The sequence below is a fragment of the Halorubellus litoreus genome, assembly GCF_055378595.1.
Window position 1 is genome coordinate 1,591,599 of sequence record NZ_AP043836.1, and the last position, 24,022, is coordinate 1,615,620.

At 70.3% G+C, this 24,022-nt stretch carries 27 protein-coding genes; 13 read left to right on the forward strand and 14 right to left on the reverse strand.

The window, feature by feature from the left end; translation table 11 throughout:
- Positions 1 to 129 precede the first annotated feature (129 nt).
- From ACZ48X_RS12145 to trpS, 3 genes are all read right to left on the reverse strand, one after another.
- Positions 130 to 684: a KH domain-containing protein gene (locus ACZ48X_RS12145; RefSeq protein ID WP_227134093.1), complete on the reverse strand. Its 555-nt coding sequence runs from the start codon at positions 682 to 684 to the stop codon at positions 130 to 132.
- A gap of 125 nt (positions 685 to 809) precedes the next feature.
- Positions 810 to 2,183, reverse strand: coding sequence for an MFS transporter (locus ACZ48X_RS12150; RefSeq protein WP_336349469.1), 1,374 nt, complete (start codon positions 2,181 to 2,183; stop codon positions 810 to 812).
- Positions 2,184 to 2,290: 107 nt separating this feature from the next.
- Positions 2,291 to 3,574, reverse strand: coding sequence for a tryptophan--tRNA ligase (gene trpS / locus ACZ48X_RS12155; RefSeq protein WP_336349468.1), 1,284 nt, complete (start codon positions 3,572 to 3,574; stop codon positions 2,291 to 2,293).
- 305 nt (positions 3,575 to 3,879) lie between these two features.
- On the opposite strand from trpS, the gene ACZ48X_RS12160 reads away from it, so the two are divergent.
- The gene (locus ACZ48X_RS12160; protein ID WP_336349467.1) at positions 3,880 to 5,985 is read left to right on the forward strand and encodes a BGTF surface domain-containing protein; all 2,106 of its coding nucleotides are present in this window, start codon (positions 3,880 to 3,882) and stop codon (positions 5,983 to 5,985) included.
- A 3-nt stretch (positions 5,986 to 5,988) separates the two neighbouring features.
- On the opposite strand, the gene rio1 is transcribed toward ACZ48X_RS12160, so the two are convergent.
- The 4 genes from rio1 to ACZ48X_RS12180 all read right to left on the reverse strand — a co-directional run bounded on the left by rio1 (position 5,989) and on the right by ACZ48X_RS12180 (position 8,645).
- Positions 5,989 to 6,906: a serine/threonine-protein kinase Rio1 gene (gene rio1, locus ACZ48X_RS12165; protein ID WP_336349466.1), complete on the reverse strand. Its 918-nt coding sequence runs from the start codon at positions 6,904 to 6,906 to the stop codon at positions 5,989 to 5,991.
- A gap of 95 nt (positions 6,907 to 7,001) precedes the next feature.
- Entirely contained in the window at positions 7,002 to 7,511 is a 510-nt protein-coding gene (locus ACZ48X_RS12170) for a cupin domain-containing protein (protein WP_336349465.1), read from the reverse strand.
- 94 nt (positions 7,512 to 7,605) lie between these two features.
- Positions 7,606 to 7,767 (reverse strand): DUF6757 family protein, encoded by a 162-nt coding sequence (locus ACZ48X_RS12175; RefSeq protein ID WP_227134088.1) that lies wholly within the window; start codon positions 7,765 to 7,767, stop codon positions 7,606 to 7,608.
- A gap of 77 nt (positions 7,768 to 7,844) precedes the next feature.
- On the reverse strand, positions 7,845 to 8,645 hold the full coding sequence (locus ACZ48X_RS12180) for a PHP domain-containing protein (RefSeq protein WP_336349464.1): 801 nt from the start codon (positions 8,643 to 8,645) through the stop codon (positions 7,845 to 7,847).
- 151 nt (positions 8,646 to 8,796) lie between these two features.
- Here ACZ48X_RS12180 and ACZ48X_RS12185 point away from each other — a divergent pair, with 151 nt between their 5' ends.
- Together ACZ48X_RS12185 and ACZ48X_RS12190 are read left to right on the forward strand one after the other, a co-directional pair.
- Positions 8,797 to 9,084, forward strand: a complete 288-nt coding sequence (locus ACZ48X_RS12185; RefSeq protein ID WP_336349463.1) for a DUF5789 family protein — start codon at positions 8,797 to 8,799, stop codon at positions 9,082 to 9,084.
- An 84-nt stretch (positions 9,085 to 9,168) separates the two neighbouring features.
- Positions 9,169 to 9,420 (forward strand): hypothetical protein, encoded by a 252-nt coding sequence (locus ACZ48X_RS12190; RefSeq protein ID WP_336349462.1) that lies wholly within the window; start codon positions 9,169 to 9,171, stop codon positions 9,418 to 9,420.
- A 4-nt stretch (positions 9,421 to 9,424) separates the two neighbouring features.
- Here the strand turns inward: ACZ48X_RS12190 and ACZ48X_RS12195 are convergent, their stop codons facing one another.
- The 4 genes from ACZ48X_RS12195 to ACZ48X_RS12210 form a co-directional block, all read right to left on the reverse strand.
- On the reverse strand, positions 9,425 to 9,994 hold the full coding sequence (locus ACZ48X_RS12195; RefSeq protein WP_336349461.1) for a DUF1684 domain-containing protein: 570 nt from the start codon (positions 9,992 to 9,994) through the stop codon (positions 9,425 to 9,427).
- A 79-nt stretch (positions 9,995 to 10,073) separates the two neighbouring features.
- Complete coding sequence (locus ACZ48X_RS12200; RefSeq protein WP_336349460.1) at positions 10,074 to 11,204, reverse strand: ORC1-type DNA replication protein; 1,131 nt, start codon at positions 11,202 to 11,204, stop codon at positions 10,074 to 10,076.
- A gap of 123 nt (positions 11,205 to 11,327) precedes the next feature.
- A complete protein-coding gene (locus tag ACZ48X_RS12205; RefSeq protein WP_336349459.1) occupies positions 11,328 to 11,486 on the reverse strand; it encodes a hypothetical protein in 159 nt (52 codons plus the stop codon).
- Between the two features lie 166 nt (positions 11,487 to 11,652).
- Complete coding sequence (locus ACZ48X_RS12210) at positions 11,653 to 13,644, reverse strand: MutS-related protein (protein WP_336349458.1); 1,992 nt, start codon at positions 13,642 to 13,644, stop codon at positions 11,653 to 11,655.
- Between the two features lie 78 nt (positions 13,645 to 13,722).
- Between ACZ48X_RS12210 and ACZ48X_RS12215 the strand changes: the two genes are divergently transcribed.
- The 4 genes from ACZ48X_RS12215 to ACZ48X_RS12230 all read left to right on the forward strand — a co-directional run bounded on the left by ACZ48X_RS12215 (position 13,723) and on the right by ACZ48X_RS12230 (position 16,176).
- Positions 13,723 to 13,941: a hypothetical protein gene (locus tag ACZ48X_RS12215; RefSeq protein WP_336349457.1), complete on the forward strand. Its 219-nt coding sequence runs from the start codon at positions 13,723 to 13,725 to the stop codon at positions 13,939 to 13,941.
- A 255-nt stretch (positions 13,942 to 14,196) separates the two neighbouring features.
- Positions 14,197 to 14,445, forward strand: a complete 249-nt coding sequence (locus ACZ48X_RS12220; protein WP_336349456.1) for a DUF8015 family protein — start codon at positions 14,197 to 14,199, stop codon at positions 14,443 to 14,445.
- 137 nt (positions 14,446 to 14,582) lie between these two features.
- A complete protein-coding gene (locus ACZ48X_RS12225; protein ID WP_336349455.1) occupies positions 14,583 to 14,948 on the forward strand; it encodes a hypothetical protein in 366 nt (121 codons plus the stop codon).
- Positions 14,935 to 16,176, forward strand: a complete 1,242-nt coding sequence (locus tag ACZ48X_RS12230; protein ID WP_336349454.1) for a hypothetical protein — start codon at positions 14,935 to 14,937, stop codon at positions 16,174 to 16,176. The genes ACZ48X_RS12225 and ACZ48X_RS12230 overlap by 14 nt, the downstream gene beginning before the upstream one ends.
- Before the next feature lie 15 nt (positions 16,177 to 16,191).
- On the opposite strand, the gene uvrB is transcribed toward ACZ48X_RS12230, so the two are convergent.
- Positions 16,192 to 18,291, reverse strand: coding sequence for an excinuclease ABC subunit UvrB (gene uvrB, locus ACZ48X_RS12235; protein ID WP_336349453.1), 2,100 nt, complete (start codon positions 18,289 to 18,291; stop codon positions 16,192 to 16,194).
- Between the two features lie 101 nt (positions 18,292 to 18,392).
- Here uvrB and ACZ48X_RS12240 point away from each other — a divergent pair, with 101 nt between their 5' ends.
- The 5 genes from ACZ48X_RS12240 to ACZ48X_RS12260 all read left to right on the forward strand — a co-directional run bounded on the left by ACZ48X_RS12240 (position 18,393) and on the right by ACZ48X_RS12260 (position 22,091).
- Entirely contained in the window at positions 18,393 to 18,839 is a 447-nt protein-coding gene (locus ACZ48X_RS12240) for a hypothetical protein (protein ID WP_336349452.1), read from the forward strand.
- A gap of 38 nt (positions 18,840 to 18,877) precedes the next feature.
- Complete coding sequence (locus ACZ48X_RS12245) at positions 18,878 to 19,786, forward strand: LolA-like protein (RefSeq protein WP_336349451.1); 909 nt, start codon at positions 18,878 to 18,880, stop codon at positions 19,784 to 19,786.
- 5 nt (positions 19,787 to 19,791) lie between these two features.
- Positions 19,792 to 21,303 carry a hypothetical protein gene (locus tag ACZ48X_RS12250; RefSeq protein WP_336349450.1) on the forward strand — a complete coding sequence of 504 codons (1,512 nt, stop codon included), beginning with the start codon at positions 19,792 to 19,794 and terminating at the stop codon, positions 21,301 to 21,303.
- 60 nt (positions 21,304 to 21,363) lie between these two features.
- Positions 21,364 to 21,636 (forward strand): DUF7553 family protein, encoded by a 273-nt coding sequence (locus ACZ48X_RS12255; RefSeq protein ID WP_336349449.1) that lies wholly within the window; start codon positions 21,364 to 21,366, stop codon positions 21,634 to 21,636.
- 86 nt (positions 21,637 to 21,722) lie between these two features.
- The gene (locus ACZ48X_RS12260) at positions 21,723 to 22,091 is read left to right on the forward strand and encodes a hypothetical protein (protein WP_336349448.1); all 369 of its coding nucleotides are present in this window, start codon (positions 21,723 to 21,725) and stop codon (positions 22,089 to 22,091) included.
- Positions 22,092 to 22,119: 28 nt separating this feature from the next.
- On the opposite strand, the gene ACZ48X_RS12265 is transcribed toward ACZ48X_RS12260, so the two are convergent.
- Positions 22,120 to 22,929 carry a rubrerythrin family protein gene (locus ACZ48X_RS12265; protein WP_336349447.1) on the reverse strand — a complete coding sequence of 270 codons (810 nt, stop codon included), beginning with the start codon at positions 22,927 to 22,929 and terminating at the stop codon, positions 22,120 to 22,122.
- 48 nt (positions 22,930 to 22,977) lie between these two features.
- Between ACZ48X_RS12265 and ACZ48X_RS12270 the strand changes: the two genes are divergently transcribed.
- Entirely contained in the window at positions 22,978 to 23,754 is a 777-nt protein-coding gene (locus ACZ48X_RS12270) for a 23S rRNA (uridine(2552)-2'-O)-methyltransferase (protein WP_336349446.1), read from the forward strand.
- Between the two features lie 21 nt (positions 23,755 to 23,775).
- On the opposite strand, the gene ACZ48X_RS12275 is transcribed toward ACZ48X_RS12270, so the two are convergent.
- Entirely contained in the window at positions 23,776 to 23,952 is a 177-nt protein-coding gene (locus ACZ48X_RS12275) for a ribbon-helix-helix domain-containing protein (protein WP_336349445.1), read from the reverse strand.
- Positions 23,953 to 24,022: the final 70 nt, after the last annotated feature.

The window sequence follows — 24,022 nt, forward strand, 5'->3', positions numbered from 1 at the left end:
GTTGGCTTATGACGGCGCTAATTTAAGACAACCTGTCGGACAAAAGTAAGTACCACTGGGGGGACTGTAGCGGACGCGTCGGTACTCGGGACGGGTAACGCGCGAGAACGACGAGGGAGCTATCGGCGTTCAGGTGCCGCCGGGGTAGCGGTGGTAGTCCAGCCCCTCGCGCTTGAGTTCGTTGTGCTTGCGTTCGAGGAACGAGTACACCGAGCCATGCGGGGCGCCGTCGAGCAGGCGCTCGGCGGCCTCGCGGACGATCTTCGTCTGCTTGGGCGACCCGATGATGCCGAGCGTCGACCCGTAGATGACGACCATCGCACCCGTCAACTCCTCCATGAGCTCGCGGGTGCGGCCGTTCTCGCCGATGAGTCGACCCTTCTTTCGCTTCATGTCCTTGCTGTTCCGGGCGACGGCGCCGATGTCGACGAGGTCGAACATCCGCATGTCGTCGTCAAGGAGCGTCAGTGCGTCCTCGGGCGCGAACCCGCGACCGATGGCTTCGACGATATCGGGGCCTTTCAGGGCGTCGACGGGGTCGCCGACCTGCTCGATGGCGACCTTCCCGTTCTCGGAGTCGATGTCGAGACGAACGCCCGCGCGAGACTCGATGCGTCGCATCGTCTCCCCACCCTCGCCGATGAGCACGCCGATGCGGTCCTGCGGAATCTTCACGTGCTGCATACGCCACAAATGGGCTCTCGCGACGCTTAAGACTTCGGCACCCCTCGCGCCCGCGTCACGTGGTCCCGTGGCGCTCGGGGTGCGAGCCCGCCGATTCTCGCCCGACACCGTCTTGCATGCCGTGGTCACGTCGAGAGCGTCTCGACGTCGCCGACCGCGGGGAGTCGGCGGATGCTCGGCACCGCGAGGTTGTACGCGGCGAGGAACAGGAGGCCGACGCCGCCGGCGTACATCACGACGGTCGGCCCGTAGGCTGCGGCGACGGCACCGCCGGCGAGCGCGCCGAACGGCGTCGCGAACGCGGAGACGCTCCCGACGACGCCCATGACTCTGCCCAGGAGCGCGTCGGGGACGAGCGACTGGATCATCGAGACGATGAGGACGTTCGTGATACCGGCGGGGACGAGTGCGAGCGCGAACAGCGGCACCGTCGCCGCGGGCGTCGACGCGTACACCGCGGCGAGCCACGCGACGCCACCGACGGCCATGGTGACGACCGCGAGCCGGCCGAACGCGCGGTCGCTGACGGCGTTCGCGGCGAGTGCGCCGACGAACATCCCGCCACCGAGTGCCGCCATCAGGAGCCCGTACGCGCTCGCACCGCCGACCGAACCGCCGAGGACGCCCGCGAGCGGCCCGCTCGCCGCGCCGACGACGTCCCCGTAGCTCGGGAGGACCGCGATGGCCGCGCCGAACGTGAAGTTGATGACGAGCGACCCGGCGAGCATCGGGAACAGCACGCTCCCGCGGACGAACGCCGCGCCCTCGCGGAGCGACTCGAGATAGCCGAGCGACGCGTCGGCGTCCGCGTCGTCGGCCGCACTCGAGTGCGGGTCCGCGTCGCCGCCGTCGGTCGCGACCGCGCCGGCGTCCGCGTCCGCGTCGCCCTCGGTTGCCGCGTCGCCGGTCTCGACGTCGGCGGCGTCGCGGTCGGGGAGTGCGAGCGTGGCGAACAGGAGTGCGGCGGCGACGAACGTCGCGGAGTCGAGGAGGAAGATGACGGTCGCGCCGACGACGGCGACGAGGAGGCCGCTGACGGCGTTGAACGCGGCGTCGACGCCCTGGTACGCCATGGAGAACGCGGAGTTCGCGGCGACGAGTTCGTCGTCGTCGACGATGCGCGGGAGGAGCGCGGACTGGGCGGGGTAGACGAACTGGTTGAGCAGCGAGAGCAGCGGCATCACTGTCAGGACGACCCAGACGGTGAGGTTCCCGGTCCACGCTGCGATGGGGATGGCGAGGATGAGCACGGCCTGGACGAGCTGGGTGGCGACGAGCAGGTGCTTGACGTTCCAGCGGTCGACGAGCGGCCCCGAGAATGCCTGGAGCGCCTGCGGTGCCATCGTGAGGAATCCGGCGAGCCCGCTGTAGAACTCGTTGCCGGTGAGGTCGTAGACGAGCCACATCGCGGCGATGAAGTACAGGCTGTCGCCGGCGTTCGTGACGAGGCGACCGGCGAACAGCCGCGTGAAGTTCCGATTGGAGAGGAGCGAGCGCATGGTATCCGAGACGCCACCCATCCGGATATAGGTAATCAGAATTACACTTCTGTAGGGGACGGAACAGAAATCTCGTTCTGTTCGCGCCAGTCCAGAGAGAGCGCCCGCTAGAGGCGCGGGACGCCCGCCGCATCCAGCGCACGCTCGCGCTCCGCCTCGGTCAACCGGTACGGTTCCAGCTCGTCGCGGACGTCACCGAGCGCGTCGCGCCGCCGCTGATGCGATTCGAGGAACTCGGTGATGGCGTCAACTGCCTCCAACTTCAGCTCGCCGGAGAGCAACTCGCCCTCACGGTACTGCGTCGCCAGTTCCGCCAGCCGGTCGTCGTCGCGCTCGAAGAAGTATCGGAGGTACTGGAAGGCGACGTCGACGCTCGGGTCGCCGCCGTGCTCGCGGTGCTCGCTGACGCTGTCGCGACCGCCCGAGTACGCGTGCTCGAGGACCTTCTCCCGGACGGTCTCTGCGTCGTCGGTCAGGTAGATGGCCGCGCCCTCGCTCGAACTCATCTTCCCCGGCCCCGCGAGGTCCGGGAGGAACTTCCCGAGCAACGCACCCGGCTTCCGGACCGGGTACCTGGCTTTCGCCGCGACGTCGCGACTCACGCGAACGTGCGGGTCCTGGTCGACCGCGACCGGCACGAGCGTCGGATGCGCGCCCTCCACCAACTGCGGGAGCAGGAGGTGCGCGGTCTGCACCGCCGGATAGAACCCCATCCCGACGTTGTCCGGCCGCCCGTACGTCGCCTCCAGTTGGTTCATCGTGACGTCCTTCGCGAACGTCGCCGCGAGCGGATACACGACGTCCGCGTCCGCCGAATCGAGCACGAACCGCGTGCGCTCCGGGTCGAACCCGATCGCCAGGAGGTCCCGCAGGTTCTCCCGCGTCGCCTCACCCACCGCCTCGAACGTCAAGTCCTTCGAGAGGTACTTCTCGTCGTCCGACAGCGGGACGTACACCGTCGCGCCCGTCGCGTCCTGCAGCTCCTTCGCGAGGTAGAACACGAGCGCGTGCCCGAGGTGCATCGGCCCCGACGGCCCCACCCCGGTCACGATGGAATGCGTCCCGCCCGCGCCGTCCTCGCCCGTGGCCGCGTCGACGTCGGCCGTCGCGGCGTCGGCCGTCACGGCGTCGCCCGCGGCCGCGTCGAGGTACGCGTCGACGTCCCGGCCCGCGTAGTAGATGCCTCGCCGCAGCATCGGATGGTCCGGGAACCGCCGGACGTCCTCGGCCGTCAATCGGTCCGCCCCGAACTCCTCGAGGAGCTTGTCGTAATCGAGTTCGCCGGAGACCTCGTACGGCGTCACCACGAACCCGTCGCCGTCGCCCGCGTCGGTCTCGTTCGGCTGTTCGGTCGTCGATTCGGCTGTCGCGCCGTCGTCGTGCGCTGGCATGTGTGTCGTAGCTGTGTCGCGTGCGGTCGGCTGTCCGGTGCGGCGTCGAGAGAACGAGTGAGCGCGACCGCCCGCGACGCCGAGTTACGTCCGGCGACGCACGCAGACCACACTGTCCGCTCCCGAGGACTGCGTGCGCCAGCGCCAGCAGGGAGCGGACTCCATCACCAGCACGTCCACGACGCGTCGACAAGAGCGTTACGACGGCGTGCCAACTGACCGCGCACCACGAACGCCCGCGCTGGCGCCGTCGAGGCTGGCGTTCCAGGGGAAAGCACTTGCCGGAATCCCGACAACACGCCCCCATGCTCCGCCCTCCACGACCAGCCACGGCCGTCGTCGTCGCCGCGCTGGTGGTCCTCGCCGGCGTCGCACCGGCGATAGCCGCCACGGACGCGACCGCGACCGACCACGCGTCCGACGGCGACTCGCTCGACGCCGCAACGCCCTCGGCCGAGAACGCGACCGTCGACGCCTGGCGCGTCCCCGGCTACGTCGACGCCGCGAACGCGAGCGCGAGCGAACTCGCGAGCTACCACGAACCGGGCGTTCGAACGAACGTGACCAGCGACGACTATCTTGCCGTCGCGGTCGATTCTCCCGACCTCGACGCCGCCGTCGCTGACCGAAGCGGGAACGTGACCGAGCGCGTGCTCGCCGCGTTGACCGACAGCGGTCGGCTAACGCTCGTCCAGACCGTGGAGACGACCCCGGTATCCCTCCAACCTGGTGTCCTCTGGCTGAACGCGTCGAACACCCGTGCGGTCGACGGATCTACCGCCGACCGATACGTCCTCGTCGTCGACGTCGACGAGACGATCGGTATCCGCGACGGCCATCTGCTCGACGGTGACCGGTCGTTCGCGGGTGCCTACGAGGACCACGTGGGTACCTCGAACGTCCTCGGGTTCTTCGAGGAGAGCTGGACAGAGGAGACTCGGACGTTCGCGGCGAACTATCGTGAGCGTTCGGACGACCCTGTCGTCGCCGAGAGCCGACCGGTCGCGTTCGTCTACCCGTCCAACGAGAGTGCAACCGTCGACACCTGGCGCGTCCCCGAGTCCGTCGACGTCGCAAACGCCAGCGAGAGCGAAGTCGCGAGCTTCCGGAACCCCACCGCGGAAGCGACGAACGTCACGGCGCGGGACCGCCTCGTCGTCGACGTCACCGTCCCCGGGCTCGACGCTCGCGTCGCGAACGCTTCGGGGAACGCGTCCGCGAACCTGACCGCGCGCGTCCTCGCCGCGCTGAACGAGAGCGGGCACTTCGCGGTCCGGCAGACCACCGACACCACCACGCCCGAGCGCCAGTCCAGGAGCCTCTGGCTGAACGCGACGAACGTCGACGCGCGCGACGTCGCCGGCGACGACCGCTACCGCCTCGTCGTCGACCCGTCGAAGGTCCTCGCCGTCCACGCCAGCCCGTTCGACGATCCGAGCGCGGTCGCCGCCGAGTACCGCGACGACGACGAGGACTACCGCTTCGACGGTCTCTTCGAGGACGGCCTCGACGCGTACGAGGTCTACACCGCGCGGTACTACGCGAACGACAGCGTCAGCGGCCTCGCCGCGACCAGCCGTCGCGTCAAGTTCCGCCCCGCGGCCGCGTTCGTCGCCACGACCGGCCCGCTCGAACCCGGCGCGAACGTCACCGTCGCCGGCACGACGACGGTCGCGCCCGGCACCGAACTCGCGGTCACTGCCAGGACCGACGCCGGCGTCGTCGCGACCGCCGTCGCCACGGTCGACGACCGCGGGCGGTACGACGCGACGCTCGACCTCGCAGGCGTCGACGCCCCCACGACGGTGAACGTCACGGTCGCGCTCGCCGCGAACCGCTCGCGGACGCTCACCCGCGCCCCCGCGACACTCGCGGTCCGCGAACGGCGCGCCGTCATCGAGTTCGACGACCAGACGACGTCCACGGGGTACGTCTCGGCGCGCGCGAACCTGAGCCACGGCGGCGTGCTCGTCCTCCGGAACGACACCGGCGTCGTCGACCAGACGACCGTCCTCGACGCGGGCGTCGACCAGACCGTCACGTTCTCGCTCCCCGCGGCCGCCGCGAACGGCACGTACCGCGTCGTCGCGTACCGCGTCCGCGACGACGGCACGCACGGCGAGCGCTACCCGAACGGGAGCGCCAGCGCGACCATCACGTTCGAGGCCGAGACCACGACGACGCCACCGACCACGAACACGACGACGCCACCGACCACCACGTACAACGAGACGCCCATCCTCGGCGATGACACCGAGACCACCGCGACCAGGACCAGCGGGCGGCCGACGGTCGACCCCACCACGCCCGTCGCCGAGGACCCGATTCCCGGGTTCGGCGCCGGGGTCGCGGCCGCGGCGCTGCTCGCGGTCGTCCTCGTGGGTGCGTCCCGCCGTCGCCGGGACTCTTGACGGCTAGCGGGCGTTCCGGTTGTCGTCGCCGTCGCTCGACGGGTCCGAGTGCTCGACGACGAACTCGTAGCACTCCTCGCCCGTGACGTCGAGGCCTTGCCGTGAGAAGAAGTTCGCGACGTTCCGGCAGTCGCGTTTCAGGAAGTCCTCGCTGTTCGGGTGATGGACGGTGACCGCCTGGCCGAGGTCGATGACGACGAGTTCGCCGTCCTCGATGACCATGTTGTACTCGGAGAGGTCGCCGTGGACGAGTCCCGCCGTGTAGAGCCGGCGGATGTACTCGCGGACGACGTGATAGGCGGTCTCGGGGTTTTCGACGTTCACCTCCGCGAGCCGGCGGGCACGCCCGCCCTCGTCGGTCCCGATGTACTCCATCACGAGCACGTTCCGCTCCACCGCGAGCGGGTTCGGCACGCGGACGCCGGCCTTCTGGGCGCGCTTGAGGTTCGCGTACTCCTTGCGCACCCACGCGAGCACGACCTGGCTCTTCTTCCCGCCGATGCCCTCGAAGCGCGGGTCGCCAGCGAGGTAATCCCGCATGTCCCGGAAGTCGCTCGCGTTGATGCGGTACACCTTCACCGCGACCTCCGGTTCCGGTTCGTCGAGTGCATCGGCGGCCTCGTCGCCGCCGAGCGCGGTGTAGACGTTCGCCTCCTTCCCGGTCGAGACCGGACCACCGAACGCGGACAGCCAGCCGTCCTGGACGAGCTTGTAGAGCGCCGCGTACGTCGCGTCGTCGAACACCGACGCCTCGACCTTGAACTGGTCGGCGTCCTTGATGCGCTTGCGGAACTCGTTGAACTCTCGGTCGCGCTTGCGCGCGATGCGGTCCGCGTCGGTGTCCGAGACGTCGATCTCCTCCCACTCGTCACCCGGTGTGTCGGCCTCGCTCGGGTCCACGAGACCGTACTCGCCTGTCATCTACCACTAGGTCTGGCGGGCGAGCCCTAAAGGACTGGCGTACGCCCCCAGCAGTGTCGTCGCGACGGAACGCCGGCGGTCTCGCTAGCGTCGACCTACGTGTACCGCGCGGTCTCGCCGTCGCAGTCCTCGCAGACGGCGAGGATGGCGTCGCGGTCGTCGGTGAGTTCGATGCGGTGCGCGGTTCGTTCGCCGCAGGGCTCGCAGTCGCGGAGGAGGTCGAGGTCGCCGGGGTCCTGGGGTGCGCCGACGGCGAACACGACGGCGCGCTCGTCGCCGTCGTTCCGGCCGCGCTGGTACTCGCCGGGTGCCGCGCGGACGACCTCGCCAGCCTGGGCGACGACCGTCTCCGCGTCGTCGCCGTCGGGGCCGGCGAGTGCGGCGTCGCGGTCCGGGTACGTCTCGAACGTCACCGCGCCTTCCTGGACGACGAACACCTCCTCCTGGCGCTCGTGAGCGTGCACGCCGAACGCCAGGCTCTCGCCCGGTTCGAGCTCGTAGTGGTTCGCGCCCAGGTTCGCGAGCCCGAGCGGTTTCGCGAGCGACGCCCGGACCGACCCGGGCCCCATGCGTGACTCCAGTTCGTCGACGGAGACCTTCTTCATACCCGCGACGACGACCGGTCACGTACTAAATCCGGCGTCGAACGCGGTCGCTCGCGAACCGGCGCGCGGAGAACGGTGGTCGTCGTGGCCGCAGTCAGGCGCGGTCGACGTCGACGTGCTCCTTGAGCGCCTGCAGCTCGTCCGCGTCCGAGAGCTCCTCCAGGCGTTCGCGGAAGTGAACCTCGCAGAGTCCGACTTTGACGCCTTCGGTCGACGCGGCGAAGGCGGCTTCGTCGTCGCAGTAGTGACACTTCATGTTCAGTTATTGGGGCTGCGAGGCATTGAAGGCTGCGTTCCAGGCGACGCTGCAGGGCCGGTGGTCGTGCCGGCCCCTCAGGCGTCGCCGTGGGCGGCGAGACGCTCGCGGAGGGGCTCGTAGTCGGCTTCGTCGAGCCCGCAGACGCCGAGTTTGCGCTCGTGCGCGTCAGTGCCGGCGGTCACGAGGAGGTCGTGCTCGGTCGCGGCCGCGTCCACCGCGGCGAGGTCCGCGTCGACGCCGTCGCCGTAGGGGTAGTCGCGTTCGACCGCGTCCAGTGTCTCGGTGAGTGCGAGCGCGCGCTCCGGGTCGTCGTACCGGAACGGGTGCGCGAGGCCGACGACGGCACAGGCCTCGGCGAGGACCTCGCGGCCCTCGTCGAACGTCGGGACGTCGCGCGCGACGTAGCACGGCCCGTCGTTCCCGATGAGGTCGTCGAACACGCCCTGGACCGTGTAGTCGGTGTCGGGGTGGTCGGCGACGGCGCGCGCGACGTTCGGCCGCCCGAGCCCGGGCCGTCCTTCGATGCCGAGTTCGACCCCGAGGTGGTCCTCGACGTTGTCGATGATGCGCTGCCCGCGTTCGGCGCGGTCGGTCTGGACGCGGTCGACGAGCGCGGCGAGCGCGTCGGTCTCGACGACGCCGTACCCGAGGAGGTCGACGCGCCCGAAGCCGGCGTCGACGCGGAGTTCGATGCCGTGGACGAGCGTCACGCCGTCGCGCTCGACGACCGGTGCGTCGAGGCCGGGGTGGGTGCGGTCGTGGTCGGTGACGGCGACGACCGACACGTCGGCGTCGCGCGCGGCCGCCGGCACCTCGTCGAGTTCGAGCGTGCCGTCGGAGTTCGTGGTGTGCGCGTGGAGGTCGGCGTAGGGCATGCTCGCGCTTGCGGGGCGACCACCAAGGACCTGTCCACTACGGGTCGGTCGGAATCCCTCGCTCGCGGTCCTTAAGGAATATAACCACTACCCAACCCACCAAGGACGTTAGTGGACAATGTTTATAATTATCTTTCACACGCTATTGGGTATGCGCCTGAACGGCACCGGCGACGCCATCGCGAACCAGACGTACCCGCTCACCACCGACGACCTCACCGACGCCATCGGCGACGACGAACTCGACCTCGCCGAAGGCACCGAGACCATCGCCGACATCCTCCAGCGATTCGGCGACCAGACGTTCCACACGCCAGAAGAGGTCGAACACACCCTCCAGGCCGGCGTCTGCGAGCGCGCCATCGGCCGCAAGGGCTACTCCGACCGCGACCCCACCACGCCCGGCAGCGTCTACGGGCACGAGTGCGTCTCCTTCTGACCACCACACCGCCCTCGACGCGGGCCACACGGACCGCTCCGACCAGACACAAGACTTTCACGACGCGCAGCGGACGCCACGCGCATGCCCAGCAAGCGCGACCGCCCCGCCGCTCCAGCCTCGCAGGCCGACCAGCGACCGCGCACGAGCACGAAACACGACGTCCTCCTCGAACTCGCCGTCTGCTGCCTCGCGCTCGTCGCCGCCGGCACCATCACCACCACCGACGCCCTCCCCGACCTCCTCGTCTTCTTCGCGTTCCTCGGCACCGTCGCCATCGCCGCCGGCACCGCCGCCCTCGCGTGCTACGAACTCGTCACCAGCGACGCTGACTGACCGGTCACTCCCAGTCCTTCTCGCCGGCCTCGACGGTCGTCTCCAGCCAGTTCTCCTCCGGCGGCAGCGGGCACGCGTACGCGTCCGAGAACGCACAGAACGGGTTGTACGCGAGATTGAAGTCGACGGGGATCTCCTGGCCGTCTTCGAGTTCGCCCTCGGCCTCCAACTCCATGTAGCGGCCCGCGCCGTACGTCTGCTGGCCGGTCGTCTTGTCGCGGAACGGCACGAACAGCGACTCGCGGTCCTCGCCCTCCTGACGGTACCCCGCCAGCGAGTGCGTCTCCCCGTCGAGCTCGAACGTCAACTCCGCGACCTTCAGGTACCGCTGCTCGCCGCCCGTCGACGTCTCCATCCGGTACACGTCCTCGTCGTCCCCGCTGGTCAGATGCACCGTCGCCGTCACGCGATACGCGGGGTCCGGCGCGAAGTACTCCAGGCCCTCGAAGTCGTCGCGTTCTTCCTTCGGAATCGGCGAATGCGGGTGACTCCCGAAGAACTCGTCCTTCTCCTCGCGATTCTGTTCCAGCTCGCGCTCCCACGCGTCCACGTCGAACTCCGCAGTCTCACTCATACCCCAGAATTCGCCCTCGCACCGGAAGGCCGTTCCGCTCGACCGCAACCACGTCGCACGACCGCTCGCGACCTCGCGCCTACTCCAGTCGCGACAGCACGGCCTCGGGCTCGTACTCCAGGTGGAGTTCCCGAGAGCGCCCGCGGCCGTCGACCTCCGCGTAGTTCGTCGCGACGATACCGAGGTCCTCGAGCTTGTTCACGATCTCCGAGTACCGCGTGTACCCCAGGCCGGAGACCGCCTGGAACTCCTCGTACACCTCGCCCGCCTGCTTGCCCTCGTGTTCCGCGATGACCTCCAGGAGCTCCGTCTCCGACTCGCTCAGGCTCTCCAGCGACCGCGACAGGTGCACGAACTTCGACGTCTCGTACGCCTCGTCGACGTCGCGCTTCTCGACGACCTTCGACGCGCGCATCTCCGCGGTCAACCCCGCGCGCCGCAGCAGGTCGATGCCGACGCGGAGGTCGCCGCTCTCGGCGGTCTTCTCCGCGACGTAATCCAGGACCGTCGTCGACACCACGTCGTCGTGGAACCCGCGCTCCACGCGATTCCGGAGGATGCCCGCGATCTCCTCGCGGTCGTACACGTTGAAGTAGACGTCCTCCGGGCGGAACACCGACTGCACGCGCGAGTCGAGCTCGTCGATGACCTCCAGGCTCGGGTCCGAGCTCACGACGATGACGCCGATACGGGCGCCCGAGTACTCCTCGTGCGCTCGCAGCAACGAATAGAGGGTGTCGCTCGCCTCGTTCTCGTAGAACAGGTAGTTCACGTCGTCGAGCGCGACGACGAGCACGTCGTCCTCCTCGACGAGCTTCTCGGTGACCTGCCCGAACAGCTTCTTGAACGAGATGCCGGACGCGGGCGGCTCGTAGTCGAAGATCCCCTCGAACAGGCGCGCGAACACCGAGTACCGCGTCGCGTTCATCTGGCAGTTCACGCGGACCGTGTGCACGTCGCTCGTCTCCGCGCGGAGCTCCCCGAAGAGCTTCTGGATCGCGGTCGTCTTCCCGGTCCCCGGCGGGCCCCGAACCATCGCGTTCAGCGGCCGGCTGCCGCGGGTCGCCGGCCGCAGCGTGTACTGGAGGGTCCGCATCTGGCTCTCTCGATGCTGGAACGTCTCGGGGACGTAATCGATCTCGAACACGCGCTCGTCCCGGAACACGGACTCGTCCCACGAGAGCATCCCCTCCTCGGGGTCCTCGGACATCACTTTCACCCTGCTGCCCAGGGCACTTAGCTGTTCGGCAGCCACGCGTCGGACGAGGCTGCCGTCGGGTGAGTGGTCGAGACGCGTCCAGTCGACCGCGTCACGACGCCGTCGGGCGTCGCGTCAGGAGACCTCGAGTCGGTCCTCGAACCGCGCGCGGTCGAACTTCCGGCCGTGTTCGCGGGCGTCGTGTCGTGCGACGCGACGTTCCAGCGCGCTGTCGTCGTTCGCTTCGAGCGTGAACTTGCACCCGTGGTGGGGGCACTGGTACGCGTACTTCACGCCGTGCCACCTCGTCGAGCCGGCCGTGCGAGGGTTCCCATACCACGCCGTTCGCTATGTGCCTGCATAACGATTACCACAACATGGTCGGGTACCGACATGCGCTCGACGGACCGGGCGAGCCGACGCAGCGAACGGCGTGGGCGCCGCCGACCGGCGCTCGCGTTCAGAACTTCGCGAGCAACCGGTCGTAGAACCCGTCGCCGGACTCGCCGGCGAGCTTCTCGACGATGAGCTCCGGCGTCGACCGCGCCAGGTGGTCCTTCACCGGCGACCGGTTCACGACGAGTTCGCCATCCTCGAGGCCCTCCGCCTCGATACCGTCGACGGTCACGTCGAAGTCCGCCATCTCGCGTATCTCGCCCGCGAGGTGACTGACGAACACTGCCGTCGCGCCGTTCCCGGAAAGCGCCTCGAGGATGCCCGCGATGATCTTCGCGGACGCGCCCGGTTCCGTGATGGACTCCAGTTCGTCCACGAGCACGAGCGAGCCGGCGCCGCCGGTCGCGAGGTCCGCGAACTCGCGGACCGTGGACTCGAACGCGCCCGCGTCCAGCGTCCCCTGCGTCTTCGCGTGATAGTGCAGGTCCTCGAACCACCCGAGCCGTACCGAGTCCGCGGGTACCGGTAACCCCATGTGTGCGAGGACGACGACGGTCGCGACGAGGTCGAGCGTCGACGTCTTCCCACCCGAGTTCACGCCCGACAGCAGCGCGACGCCGTCGACCGCGTAATCCACGGGGTCGACTTCGTCGTGGGGCACGTCCAGGAGCGGCGACCGACCGCCTTCGATGGCGAACCCAGGCGTGTTCCCGTCGTCTCCAGCTTCCACGAACTCGGGCATCGTGCACGCGTAGTCCGCGGCGAACCGCGCGACCGCGTACTCGACGTCGAGTTCGAGCGCCGCGTGCACGAGGTCGCGAGCGCCGTCCCGGTGGTCGGCGAGGTCCTTCGCGAGCTCGCGCTTCAATCGCGCGCTCCGCCGGTCGCGCGCCGTCGTGAGCGACTCGCGGAGCCGCGAGACGACCTCGTCGTCGCGGGCCACGGGGTACGTCGGCTCGTCGCCGAACGCACGGCGAGCCATCTCCGCCTCGTCCCCGCGAAGGTCCAGCGTGTCCACGAGGTGGTCCCTGGCCGCGTCCACCGCCTGCGCGTACTCGTCGGCGAGCTCCCGCGAGAGCAGCGAGTCGACGCCCGCGCCGCGCTCGACGAGGCTCAGGAGGTCCGCGCCCTCGATGGTGACGTCGCGCTCCTGTATCGCCTCCTTCAGGTGGTCGTTCGCGACGTTCTCCGCCATCCCGACCGCCGCGTCGAGGTCGTCGACGGCGTCCTGGAGGCGGTCGAGTTCGTCGTCGTCCGCGACCGTCCCGTCCTCGCGGAGGCGGTCGAGCGACGCCAGGAGGTCCTCGACGTCCGTGGGCGCCTCCAGGTCGGCTTCGCGGTGGACCTCCGCTGCCGCCCGCAGTCGGTCGCGGTTCACGGCGAAGAACGCGAGCTGGCGTTCGGGAACGACCGCCGCGGGTCGCTCCAGGGCGTCCGGCTCCACGCGAACGTCGCCCTCGACGTCGATGCCCGCGAACGCCTCGTCGAGCGCGACCACGGTCGCGTACCCCCGCGCCAGTTCGGCGAGCCCGCGGGCGTCCTCGACGACTTCTACCGAGACCTCCGGGATCGCCTCGCGTGCCTCGGCGTACACCTCCGCGTCCGTCGTCGCCAGGCAGCGGTCGCGGACGACGACGTCGTTCGGCGCGGCGAGCGGCTCGACGTCCGACAGCGCCGCTCGCGCCTCGGGGTCGACGTCGCGCGCCATCGCTTCGCTGACGAACGCCTGGACCTCTTCGACGCGCGACGGGGCGGCGCTCGGGTAGAACGTCTCCACGCGCTTCGCGCCGTACTCGGTGACCGTCCGGTCCTTGAGGAGACCGAGGACCTCCTTGTACACTTCGCGAGCACGGTCGGTTGCGAGGAACCCGCCGGGGTCGTCGTGCTCGTAGCGTATCGCGCCGCGGACGATGCGTGCGGCGCGGCCCTCGGAGATACCGGGGGCGGTCGCGACCGTCGCCACGTCCCCACGACGGAGCGCGCCCTCGGGGTCGTCGAGGTCCGCGAGCGCCGCGGCGGTCTTCTCGCCCACGCCCGGAATCGCCGACAGTTCCATCCTGCGCCCCCCTACCCATTCGGCGAGCAAAAAACTCCCGCTGGGAACAGTTACGGTCTCCGAGCGCGTCATGAACGTATGAGTCACCGACGCAAACGCACCGGCAGCGGACGGAAGCGCGGGTACGAGCCGTACCTCCGCCTGCTCGGACTCGTCCTCATCCTCGTCGCCGCGCTGCTCGTGTTCGGCGTCGTCGTCGCGGACCTCCTCTTCGTCGTCTCGACCGCGCTCGGCGTCCTCGGCGCCGTCCTCGCGGCGTTCCCGGGCGCCGTGCTCTCGGCGTTCGCGGCGCTGTAGGGCGGGCGCTGTCGCTCTCGGGTATCGTTGGCGAACAGGTGGCGCACACGGTCGTCGTCGCGTCGATGCGCCACGCTCCCGCCGTGGTCGACGCGACCCCGCTACTCGGGCACGTCGCCGTTCGCCGCGCCATCGTACTTGAACCCTCGCAGCGACGTCGCGACAGCGACCGGCGTATTCCCCGGCTCGACCCGGTGACGAGGCGTTTTATCTCCCGTGCGAACGCTTTAGTCGAACGCTCCCGTGCGTGGACGTATGGACTACCAGTGGCAGTACTACGACCTCGTGCTGCTCGGCATCGTCGCGGCGATGGCCACGGGCGTCGTCGTCGGGGTCGCGACGCCGGTCGCGGCGACGACGAGCGTCACCGCGACCAGCCTCGTCGCCGTCGGCATCATGGGCCACGGGCTGTTCGTCCGCGGGCCCGTCGACTCGGTGGACGACCTCACCGACGAGGTCGAACCCGAGGAGGTCCCGGTCGCCCCGGGGGCGCTCGCGGACTGACGCGGTCGTCCCGTCCGGCGTTCGGCCCGCCGTCGCACGTCGTCGGGGCGGCGGCCAGCGTCGCGCTTCTCGGAGTCGGCCGCCCGGCCGCGGCCGTCGCCCCGCACGCTTTTCGTCGGTCGCGGTGACTGGCCGGCATGGGAGCGAACTGGCTCTACCTCGCGGTCGAACCCGAAGCGGGCGCGGATCGCGACGCGCTCGCGACCGTGGTCACCGACGACAACCGGCTCTCGCTGGCGTGCGAGCACGGCGACGCGCTGGTGTTCGTGGGCCCGGGCGACCAGGTCCACGTCGAGGACGCGCTCGACGCGGCCGGCGACGCGGTCGAGCGCGCGTCCCTCGCCTGGGAGGTCGATTCGACCGGCTACTCGGCCGGCTACTACTACGAGCGCCACGACGGCGAGGTGCTCACCGTGGACGTGCACGGGACCGGCGAGGGGTGGGATTCGCGACTGCTCGTCGACCACTTCGCTCGCGAGTACGGGGTCGATGTCGCCATCTGACGACGCCGTCCGGGCCGGGCGCGACCGCCTGACTGCGGCCGACCCGGACGTGCGCGGGGACGCCGCCGCGGTCCTCCGCGACGCCGCGACGGATCCGGACCGGGGAGCGAGCACTGCGGTCGACGTCCTCTGGACGCTCGCTCGCGTCGTCGACGACCCCGACCCGCGGACGCGAGCGTATGCCCGGGCCGCGCTCCAGGAGCGCACCGCGACCCGGGTCGACGACGCGATAGACGAACCAGTCGACCGGTTCGCGGACCGCGCGCTCGACGACGTCATCGCGGCGCTCGACGCGCCCGACGCCGAACGACGCGCGGCCGCGGCCGCTCTCCTGCGGTTCTCCCTGGACGATACCGGCGTCCGCGATCGTCTCGTCACCGAGCGCGCACGGACGTTGACCGCGGCGCTCGACGACCCGCACGCACCCGTCCGCCGGCACGTCGTCGAGGTCTGGCGGCAGGCGACGCTCGACGACCACGAGCACGCCGCCGTCCTCCGCGCGCTCGCCGAGCGAGCGTTCGCCGACCCCGACCCGCGCGTCCGCGGGGCGCTCGTCCACGTCCCGTTCACGTACGACGCGGACGCGGCCCGGACCGACCGTGGTCGCGCCGCATTCCGCGCGTTCCTCGACCTCTTCGACGACCCCGACCCGGCCGTCCGCCAGTCAGCGGTCGGCGTCTTCCCCGAGAGCCTGCTTCGGACCGTCGCGTCGTACTGGGACGCTCCGGACCTCGTGCGGCAGGCGGCGGACCGCCTCGTCGCGAGGCTCGACGACGACGTCGCCGTCGTTCGCAAGCGCGCCGCGCACGCCCTCGCGAAGGCCGGCGGGCTCGACCACCACCCGCTCCTCGACCACCCCGACCCCGGGCGAGTCGTCGACGCGCTCCTCGCGGCGTGCGACGACCGGACCGACGGCGCGGTCGGCCTCGGCGGGACGCCCGCGACTAGGGGGTCGGCCTCGCGCGTCCTCGTCGACCTCGCCGACGACCACCCCGACTGGCTGCGGCCGCACGCCGACGCGGTCATCGGGGCCCTCGACTCCGAGCACGCCGACGCTCGCGCCTGCGTCGCGTACGCCGCCGCTCGCGTCGCCGAGACCGACGCCCAGCGCGACCGAATCCGGGAGGTGGTCGCGACGCTCGCGGCCGACGCTCCCGAGGCGGCGCGCGACGCCCTCCCACTCGGACGCGACCTGCCTGCCCCTCTCGACGACGCCTTCGACGCCTGACTGGCCGGCTCCCGACTAGAACTCGGGGTCGGATTCGACGGGGACGCCGTCCTCATCCGGGCCGACGAGTTCGTCGTACTCTTCGCGGAGTTCGCGGATGCGGTCGCGGATGTCGGCGGCGAGTTCGAACTCGAGGTTGTTCGCGGCTTCCTGCATCTTGTCCTCCAGGCGCTCGATTCGCGCCTGGGCTTCCTCGGCGTCCGCGGGCGCGTCGCCGGCGACGCCGCTCGTGTCCGTCTCCGACCCGGGGAGGTTCGTCTCGCCGACGGGTTTGTCGATGGTCGTCGGCGTGTACCCGTGCTCCTCGTTGTACTGGCGCTGGATGCGGCGGCGGCGCGCGGTCTCTTCGACGGCGGCCTTCATCGCGTCGCTCGGGTCGTCCGCGTAGAGGACGACGTTCCCGTTCACGTTCCGCGCCGCGCGCCCCATCGTCTGCACGAGCATCGTCTCGCTCCGGAGGAAGCCCTCCTGGTCGGCGTCGAGGATAGCCACGAGCGACACTTCGGGGATGTCGAGGCCTTCGCGGAGGAGGTTGATACCGACGAGGACCTGGATGTCCCCCAATCGCAGCGACCGCACGAGCTCGTGGCGCTCCAGGGTGTCTGTCTCGTCGTGCATGTACGCGACGTCGACGCCGTTCTCCTCTAAGAACTCCGTGAGGTCCTCCGCCATCCGTTTCGTGAGCGTCGTCACGAGCACGCGCTCGTCGTCGGGCATCGCCTCGATGCGGTCCATGAGGTCGTCGACCTGCCCGGTCGCGGGCGCCGTCTCTATCTCGGGGTCGACCAGATGGGTGGGGCGAACGATCTGCTCGACGATCTGCTCGGAGTGCTCGCGCTCGTAGTCCCCGGGCGTCGCGGAGACGTACAGGCGCTTGTCGGTCTTCTCCATGAACTCCTCGTAGGTCAGCGGGCGGTTGTCGTACGCCGTCGGGAGCCGGAAGCCGTTCTCGACGAGCGAGTCCTTCCGGGACTTGTCGCCCGCGAACTGCCCGCGGACCTGCGGGAGCGTCTGGTGGGATTCGTCGACGACGCACAGGAAGTCGTCCGGGAAGTAGTCGAGCAGGGTGTACGGCGCGTCCCCGATCTCGCGCTCGCTCAGGTACACCGAGTAGTTCTCGATGCCCGAACAGTACCCGGTCTCCTGCATCATCTCCAGGTCGAACGTCGTGCGCTCCTCGATGCGTTGCGCGGCGACCGCGTCGCCTTGGCGTTCGAAGTACCGGACGCGGTCGTCGAGGTCCTCGCGGATCTCGTCCATCGCCCGTTCGAGGCGTTCCTCGGGTATCGAGTAGTGTTCCGCGGGGTGCAGGAGGACGGCTGGTTCCTCGCTGACGACGGTGCCTTGCATCGGGTCCATCTTCACGATGCGGTCTATCTCGTCGCCCCACAGCTCGACGCGGACGGCGTACCGGCCGTACATCGGGTAGATCTCGACGGTGTCGCCGCGCACCCTGAAGGTGCCCTGCGTGAAGTCGACGTCGTTGCGCTCGTAGTTCAGGTCCACGAGCCGCGCGAGCAGTTCGTCCCGGCCGACCTGCTCGCCGGCCTCGACGCGGAGGCTCATGTCCTCGTAGTTCCGCGGGTCACCGAGCCCGTAGATCGCGGAGACCGACGCGACGACGATGACGTCGTCCCTGGTGAGGAGCGAGCGCGTCGCGGAGTGCCGGAGGCGGTCGATTTCGTCGTTGATGGAGGCGTCCTTGTCGATGTACGTGTCCGTCTGCTCGACGTACGCCTCGGGCTGATAGTAGTCGTAGTAGGAGACGAAGTACTCGACGGCGTTGTCCGGAAAGAGTTCCCGGAACTCCTCGTAGAGCTGTGCGGCCAGCGTCTTGTTGTGCGCGATGACGAGCGTCGGCGTCTGCAGTTCCTCGACGGCCCACGAGACGGTGTTCGTCTTCCCGGAGCCAGTGACGCCGAGCAGCGTCTGCTCGGTCATCCCAGACTCGAAGCCGTCGACGAGCGCCTCGATGGCCTCGGGCTGGTCGCCCGCGGGCTCGAACGGCGCGTCCACCCGGAACGGCCGCTCGGCCTCCGGCCGGTCCGGCGACAGCGGACCGTCCGGCTCGGCGCGCTCGCGCTCCGCGTCGGCGTCCTCGGGGGTGTCGGTCATTGGAACTCGCTTGGGCGCGGAGGCACTTGACGCGCACGCCTCCCGGCGTCTGGCGACCGCGGACCGAAACGCGTTTCTTCCACCACACTATTCGCTGATTCATGGTTCTGCTATCTCCGAAATCGGCCGCCGGCTTCGTGGGGTCGCTACTCGTCGCCGTCGGCTCGCTCCTCCCGTGGTTCCGAGACCCGTCGGCGGTCGCCTCGGAGACGATTCACGGGTTCGCGAACGGCGCGCACATCGTGTTCCTGCTCGCGATCGTCGCCCTCTTCCTGCTGTTCGTCTCGAACGACCTGCTGACGCACGTCGTCGTCTCGCTGTTCGTCGGCAGTACGAGTCTCGCCAGCGCCAGCATGACGTGGATCGACATCCCCGACGCCCACGCCGCCGTGGGGAGCGGCCTGAAACCCGGAACGGGCCTCCTCATGGTCACACTCGGTGCGTTGACGCTCCTCGGGTACGCGCTCCTCGCCGCCACCGCCGTCCGCGAGTACGGCATCTCCGACGAGGACGCACGAGCGGATTTTCCGGTCGAGAAAAGCCCCTAGTCCCCCTATTGCTATCGACCCGGTAGTGCCGGGTGCCGATGACGCGACACGCGCTCGTCGCCGTCGCACTCGCGCTCGCGCTCCTCGCGGCCGGGTGCGTCGGTACGACCGGCCAGACGACGACCGTATCGACCACGACCGACGCCACCGCGGCCACCGACGCCGACGCTGGCGCAGCGACGACCGCTGGGTCGAGCACCGTCGCGACGACCGGCTCGGGGTCGACGAGTGATGACGACGCGGGGAGCGAGTTCGAGGACGTCGACGCGGACGCGCTCGCGTCCGCCGGTGCGTCGTCGCTCGCGACCGCGGAGGGCGTCGTCGTCGAGGGGAACGTGACGCGAACGGTCCGCACCGCGAGCGGCGCGACCACCGTCGAGGTCGCGTTCACGGAGCGCGACGACGTCGCGGCGCGCGAGCTCGCCATCGAGCGGACGGTTCGCGCGAACGGCCAGCGCGTCGAGACCGCGACGTACCTCGTGAACGGGACGGTTTTCGAGCGGTCGCCGGCGTACGAGCGCGAGTACGGTACCGAGTGGGTGCGCGTGCCGGCCGACGGCGCGTGGGTGAACGCGTCCTCGACCGCGGTCGTCGCGCGGCTCGCGAACGCCTCCGACGCGTCGGTCGCCGGCGAGACGACGGTCGACGGCGACGGCGCGGTCGTGCTCGCGCTCGACGTGAACGCGAGCGCGCTCGCGACCCTGAGCGGCTACCGCGTCGACGCCGAGTCGCTGAACGCGCTCTCGGGGACGCTCGCGGTCGACCCGGAGACGGGTCGCGTGCACGCGGCGACGATGCACCTCAATCGGACGGTCGAGAACGCGTACGGCCAGGAGGTCACCGTCGTCACGGACGTCACCCGCCAGTTCATCCACTACGGGCCGGTGACGGTGTCGCTCCCCGACGAGGCGAGCGAGGCGACGCCCATCAACGGCACGCAGCCCTGACCTCTATGCGTCCCTCGCTCGCTGCGGTCGCCGTCGCCGTCGTGCTCGCGGTCGCGGGCTGTTCCGCGCCGTTCGCGACCGACGCGGTCCCGGAGACCACCGCGTCCACGGGTCCGCCTTCGTCTCCGGAGACGACGACCACGTCGGCGTCGGCCACTGTCGCGTCGGCGGCCACTGTCGCGTCGTCGACCACCGCCGCGCCGTCGGGCGTGGGAGAGACGCAGTCGCCGATTGCGGTTCGGGGTGGCGAGCTCCCCGTGAACGCGACCCGGGTGTTCGAGCACGTGGAGCGTATCATGGGTGCGAACGTCACCGCGCCGGCGTCGGTGCGCGTGACGAACGCGACCGCGTTCTACGGGAACGCGTCGGGGTCGACGATGGCGTCCGCGAGCGGTCACGACCGCCTGGAGCGCGCACTCGGCCTCGCTCGGGCGGTGAACCGCTCGCGCGTCGTGGGGCCGAACGGCGCGACCGTCTCGTACGGCACGGTCGCGGTGTACCCGGGCGAGAACGCGACCGCGGCGAGCGCGGCGGCCGTGCTCGCCCACGAGTTCGCGCACTACGTCCAGTTCCGCGAGGGGCGCGCGGCGACGCTCGCCGGGAACGTCTCGCGGCCGCGGACGACCGACGCGTGGTTCGTTCGCCGCGCCGTCGTCGAGGGCGTCGCCGTCGCCGTCGAGACCGCGTACGTCCGGCGGTACCGACCGAACGGCGAGACCGGCATCGAGCGCAGCGAGCGCGCGCTCGACCGCCTCCCCCGCGGGAGCGCGTTCCGGTACCGCCAGCATCCCTACGTCGCCGGCTACCGGGACGTCACCCATCGGTTCGACGAGCCCGCGAACGCCACCGCGGTCTACGCCGACCCGCCGCAGACGAGCGAACAGGTCCTGCACGCGACCCGCGACGCGCCCGTCGCGCTCGACGTCACCGTCGACACCGCCGGAACCGCGTACCGCGGCGGCGTCGCCGACCGCCTCGGCGAGGCGTTCCTCCGCGTCGCCCTCGCGAACGCGCCACGCAACGCCAGCGACGGTACCGAGACCGCACCCGCCCCAAGGGTCGCCGCCGCCGGCTGGGGCGAGGACGCGCTCGTCGTCCTCCGGAAGGACGGCACCGCGAACCACGCGTGGGTCCTCCGGTTCGACACCGCCCGCGACGCGACCGAAGCCGAGCGCGCGCTCGCCGCCGTCCTCGACGCGCGCGGCGACCGTGCCCGTGACGAACGACCACCCGCTGACGCAGCCCCCTCCACGTCGACGCCCATCCCCCGCTGGCGCCTCCCGAACTCGCATGCGACCCTCCACCGCCCCGCGAACCGGACGCTCGTCCTCGCGGTCGGCACCCCCGGATTCGTCGCCGACCTCGCCATCAGTGGCACGTCCGGCGCCGTCACGGTCGCCGTCGACGGCGCGAACACCACCGCGACCACCGGCGGGAACGCCACCGCGACCACCGGCGGGAACGCCACCGCGACCACCGGCGGGAACGCCGGGACGAGCCTCCCGCGGGCGTCATAGACACCGGCCGAACCTGCGAGCGAACCGAGCTTTAAGCCCGGTCGCGTCGTCTCTTCTCCCATGGTACACGAGAACCTCCAGCGGGCGGGCGAGCTGCTCGAAGCCGCAGCCGACGCAGCGACTCACGAGGACGCCACCGAGCGCCTCAGCAAGCAGGCCGCGGAGTTCGCGAGTCACGCCGAGAGCGAGCGCGGCCCCGACCACGGTCGACTCGCGCGCCACGAACGCATCCTCACCGAGATCGCCGAAGCCGAGGGCGGGACCGTCGCGTCGAAGATCGACGAGGCCATCGACGCCGTCCGCGCGTACCGCTCGACCGTCGACGGCGTCTGACTAACCCCACTCGCCGGGATTCTCACAGGGCGTCTGACGCGAGTCACACGAGTCTTTTTACGCACTGGGCGTCCAACTCCGTGGATATGTCCTCGGAGCGATACCGTGCCGCGGCCGTCGCCGGCGGTGCCGTCGGCGTGCTCGGCGCGGTCCTGCCGTGGGTCGCCGCCGCCGGGTTCGAACTCGACGTCCACAGCGTGTACGCGCTCGTCGCGTGCGCTGCGGTCGTCACGGTCGCCGTCGGCGAGTGGTCGCGCCGCAGCCAGTTCGCCGTCGGCGTCCTCGCCGCGGTGACGACGGGGCTCGCGCTCGAAGCGATCACCGACTTCGCGAGCGACGGTCCACCACCGGGTGCGCACGTCGCGACGAGCAGTCCCGGCGTCGGCGCGTACCTCGCGCTCGCCGGCGGCGCGCTCGCACTCGCCGGCGTCGCACTCGCCCGCTACACCGCCTGAAACGCTGTTCGAGGCAGAAAACTCGGTCTTAGCAGACTGGTTTCGGGTTCACGCCCATCGCCTCCAGTCGCTCGGTGTACTCCTCGTACGCGCCCTGGACGACCGCCGTCGCCGCCGCCAGCGCGGCTTCGCGGTCCGCGTCGCCGTCGACGACCACCGCGAGCGCGTCGAGCGCGTCGTCTCGGCGCGCCTCCACGTCGCTCCCGTACGACCGGAACGTGCTCGCGGTCTGCGGGTCCGCCTCGCCCGTGAAGAACCCCGTCGACTGCTCGGCGATCTTCTTCGCGACGAGCGCGTACCCGACGAGCGCGCCCAGTCGCTCAGCGTCGGTCGCGCCCGAGCCGTCGCCGTACTCGCCGAGGGCTGCCACGGCGTCGTGCGACTCCAGCGCCGGAACGTCGTCGCTGATGCTCTCCGCGGTCCCGGCGTGCTCCGCCGACAGGTCGCCGAACGCCGTGAACGCCTCCGCGGCCGCGTCGCTCGACGCGTTCGCCGCGTACGCCTCCAGCGCCGCAGCCGCCGCGTGCGAGACGTTCGCCGCGACCGACGCGACCGCCGCCGCCTCCAACTCCCCGTCCGTGAACGCGTACAGCGACTTCGACGACCCGAGCCGCGACAGCGCCGTCTCGTTCGCCTCCCGTACCTCGGCGAGGAACGCATCCGTATCCATGCCCGAGAATGCGGTCGCACCGCGCTTGTAGGTACCGCCAACGCCCGGGATTGCCGGGACCGACGACGCCCCGCACGCCGGTCCGAGCGCGACCGCCGCTCGGTCGCGACGCGACGCCGACAGCAGGCCGCCGCCCGCGGCGACGCTCGCTCGCGACACCGGCGCCACCGAGACGAAGGCCCTAACCGCCCCCGCGTCGTACGCGTTCCCAATCGAATGACGCGGAAAGACCGATTCTACAACCGAGCGAAACAGGAGGGCTACCGGACGCGCTCCGCGTACAAGCTCCAGCAACTCGACCGCGAAACCGGGCTCTTCGGCCCGGGGAACACCGTCGTCGACCTCGGCGCCGCCCCCGGCGGCTGGCTGCAGGTCGCCGCCGAAGAGGTCGGCGAAGGCGGCACCGTCATCGGCGTCGACTTCCAGCGCATCAAAGACCTCGACGACGTCGACGCGACCGTCAAATTCGTCCGCGGCGACATGACCGAGGACGACACGAAGGCCGAGGTTCGCGACGTCGCCGGCGGCGACGTCGACGTCGTCCTCTCGGACATGGCACCGAACATGACCGGCGAGTACGGCCTCGACCACGCCCGCAGCGTCCACCTCGCGCGGCAAGCGCTCGACGTCGCCACGGACGTCCTCGGGACCGGCGGCGACTTCGCCGTGAAGGTCTTCCAGGGCCAGGACCTCGAGGACTTCAAAGCGGACGTCGACGAGGAGTTCCAGTACGCCCGCACCGTCGTCCCCGAAGCCTCCCGCGACTCGTCCTCCGAGGTCTACATCGTCGGCAAGCACCGCCTGACCGCGCCCGTCCGCGAAGGCGACGTCGTCACCGTCACCATCGAGGACGAAGGCAGCGAAGGCGACGGCGTCGCCAAGGTCGAGGACTTCACGGTGTTCGTCTCCGGCGCCGACGTCGGCGACGAACTCGACGTCCGCATCGACCAGGTCAAACCCCGGTTCGCGTTCGCCCAACCCGTCGACGAGTAACCGACGCGGACTCGGTGCTGCCTACGACTCGTCGTCCAACCGACCGTGCCGCTGGTCGATCTCGTCGAGCGTATCCAGCGTCTTCCGGATGGACGCACGGATGGCCTCGCTTCGATTCACGAACTTCCCCTCCCCGCCGACGTGGTCGTCCAGGTCGTCGAGGAGTTCCTGTGGCACCTCGACGCTTATCTTTGGCATACTCGAAGATTCGCGAGGGCACCTCTTATGATTGGTGCCGTTTCCTGCAGGGAGTTCTCGGCGCGTCGGG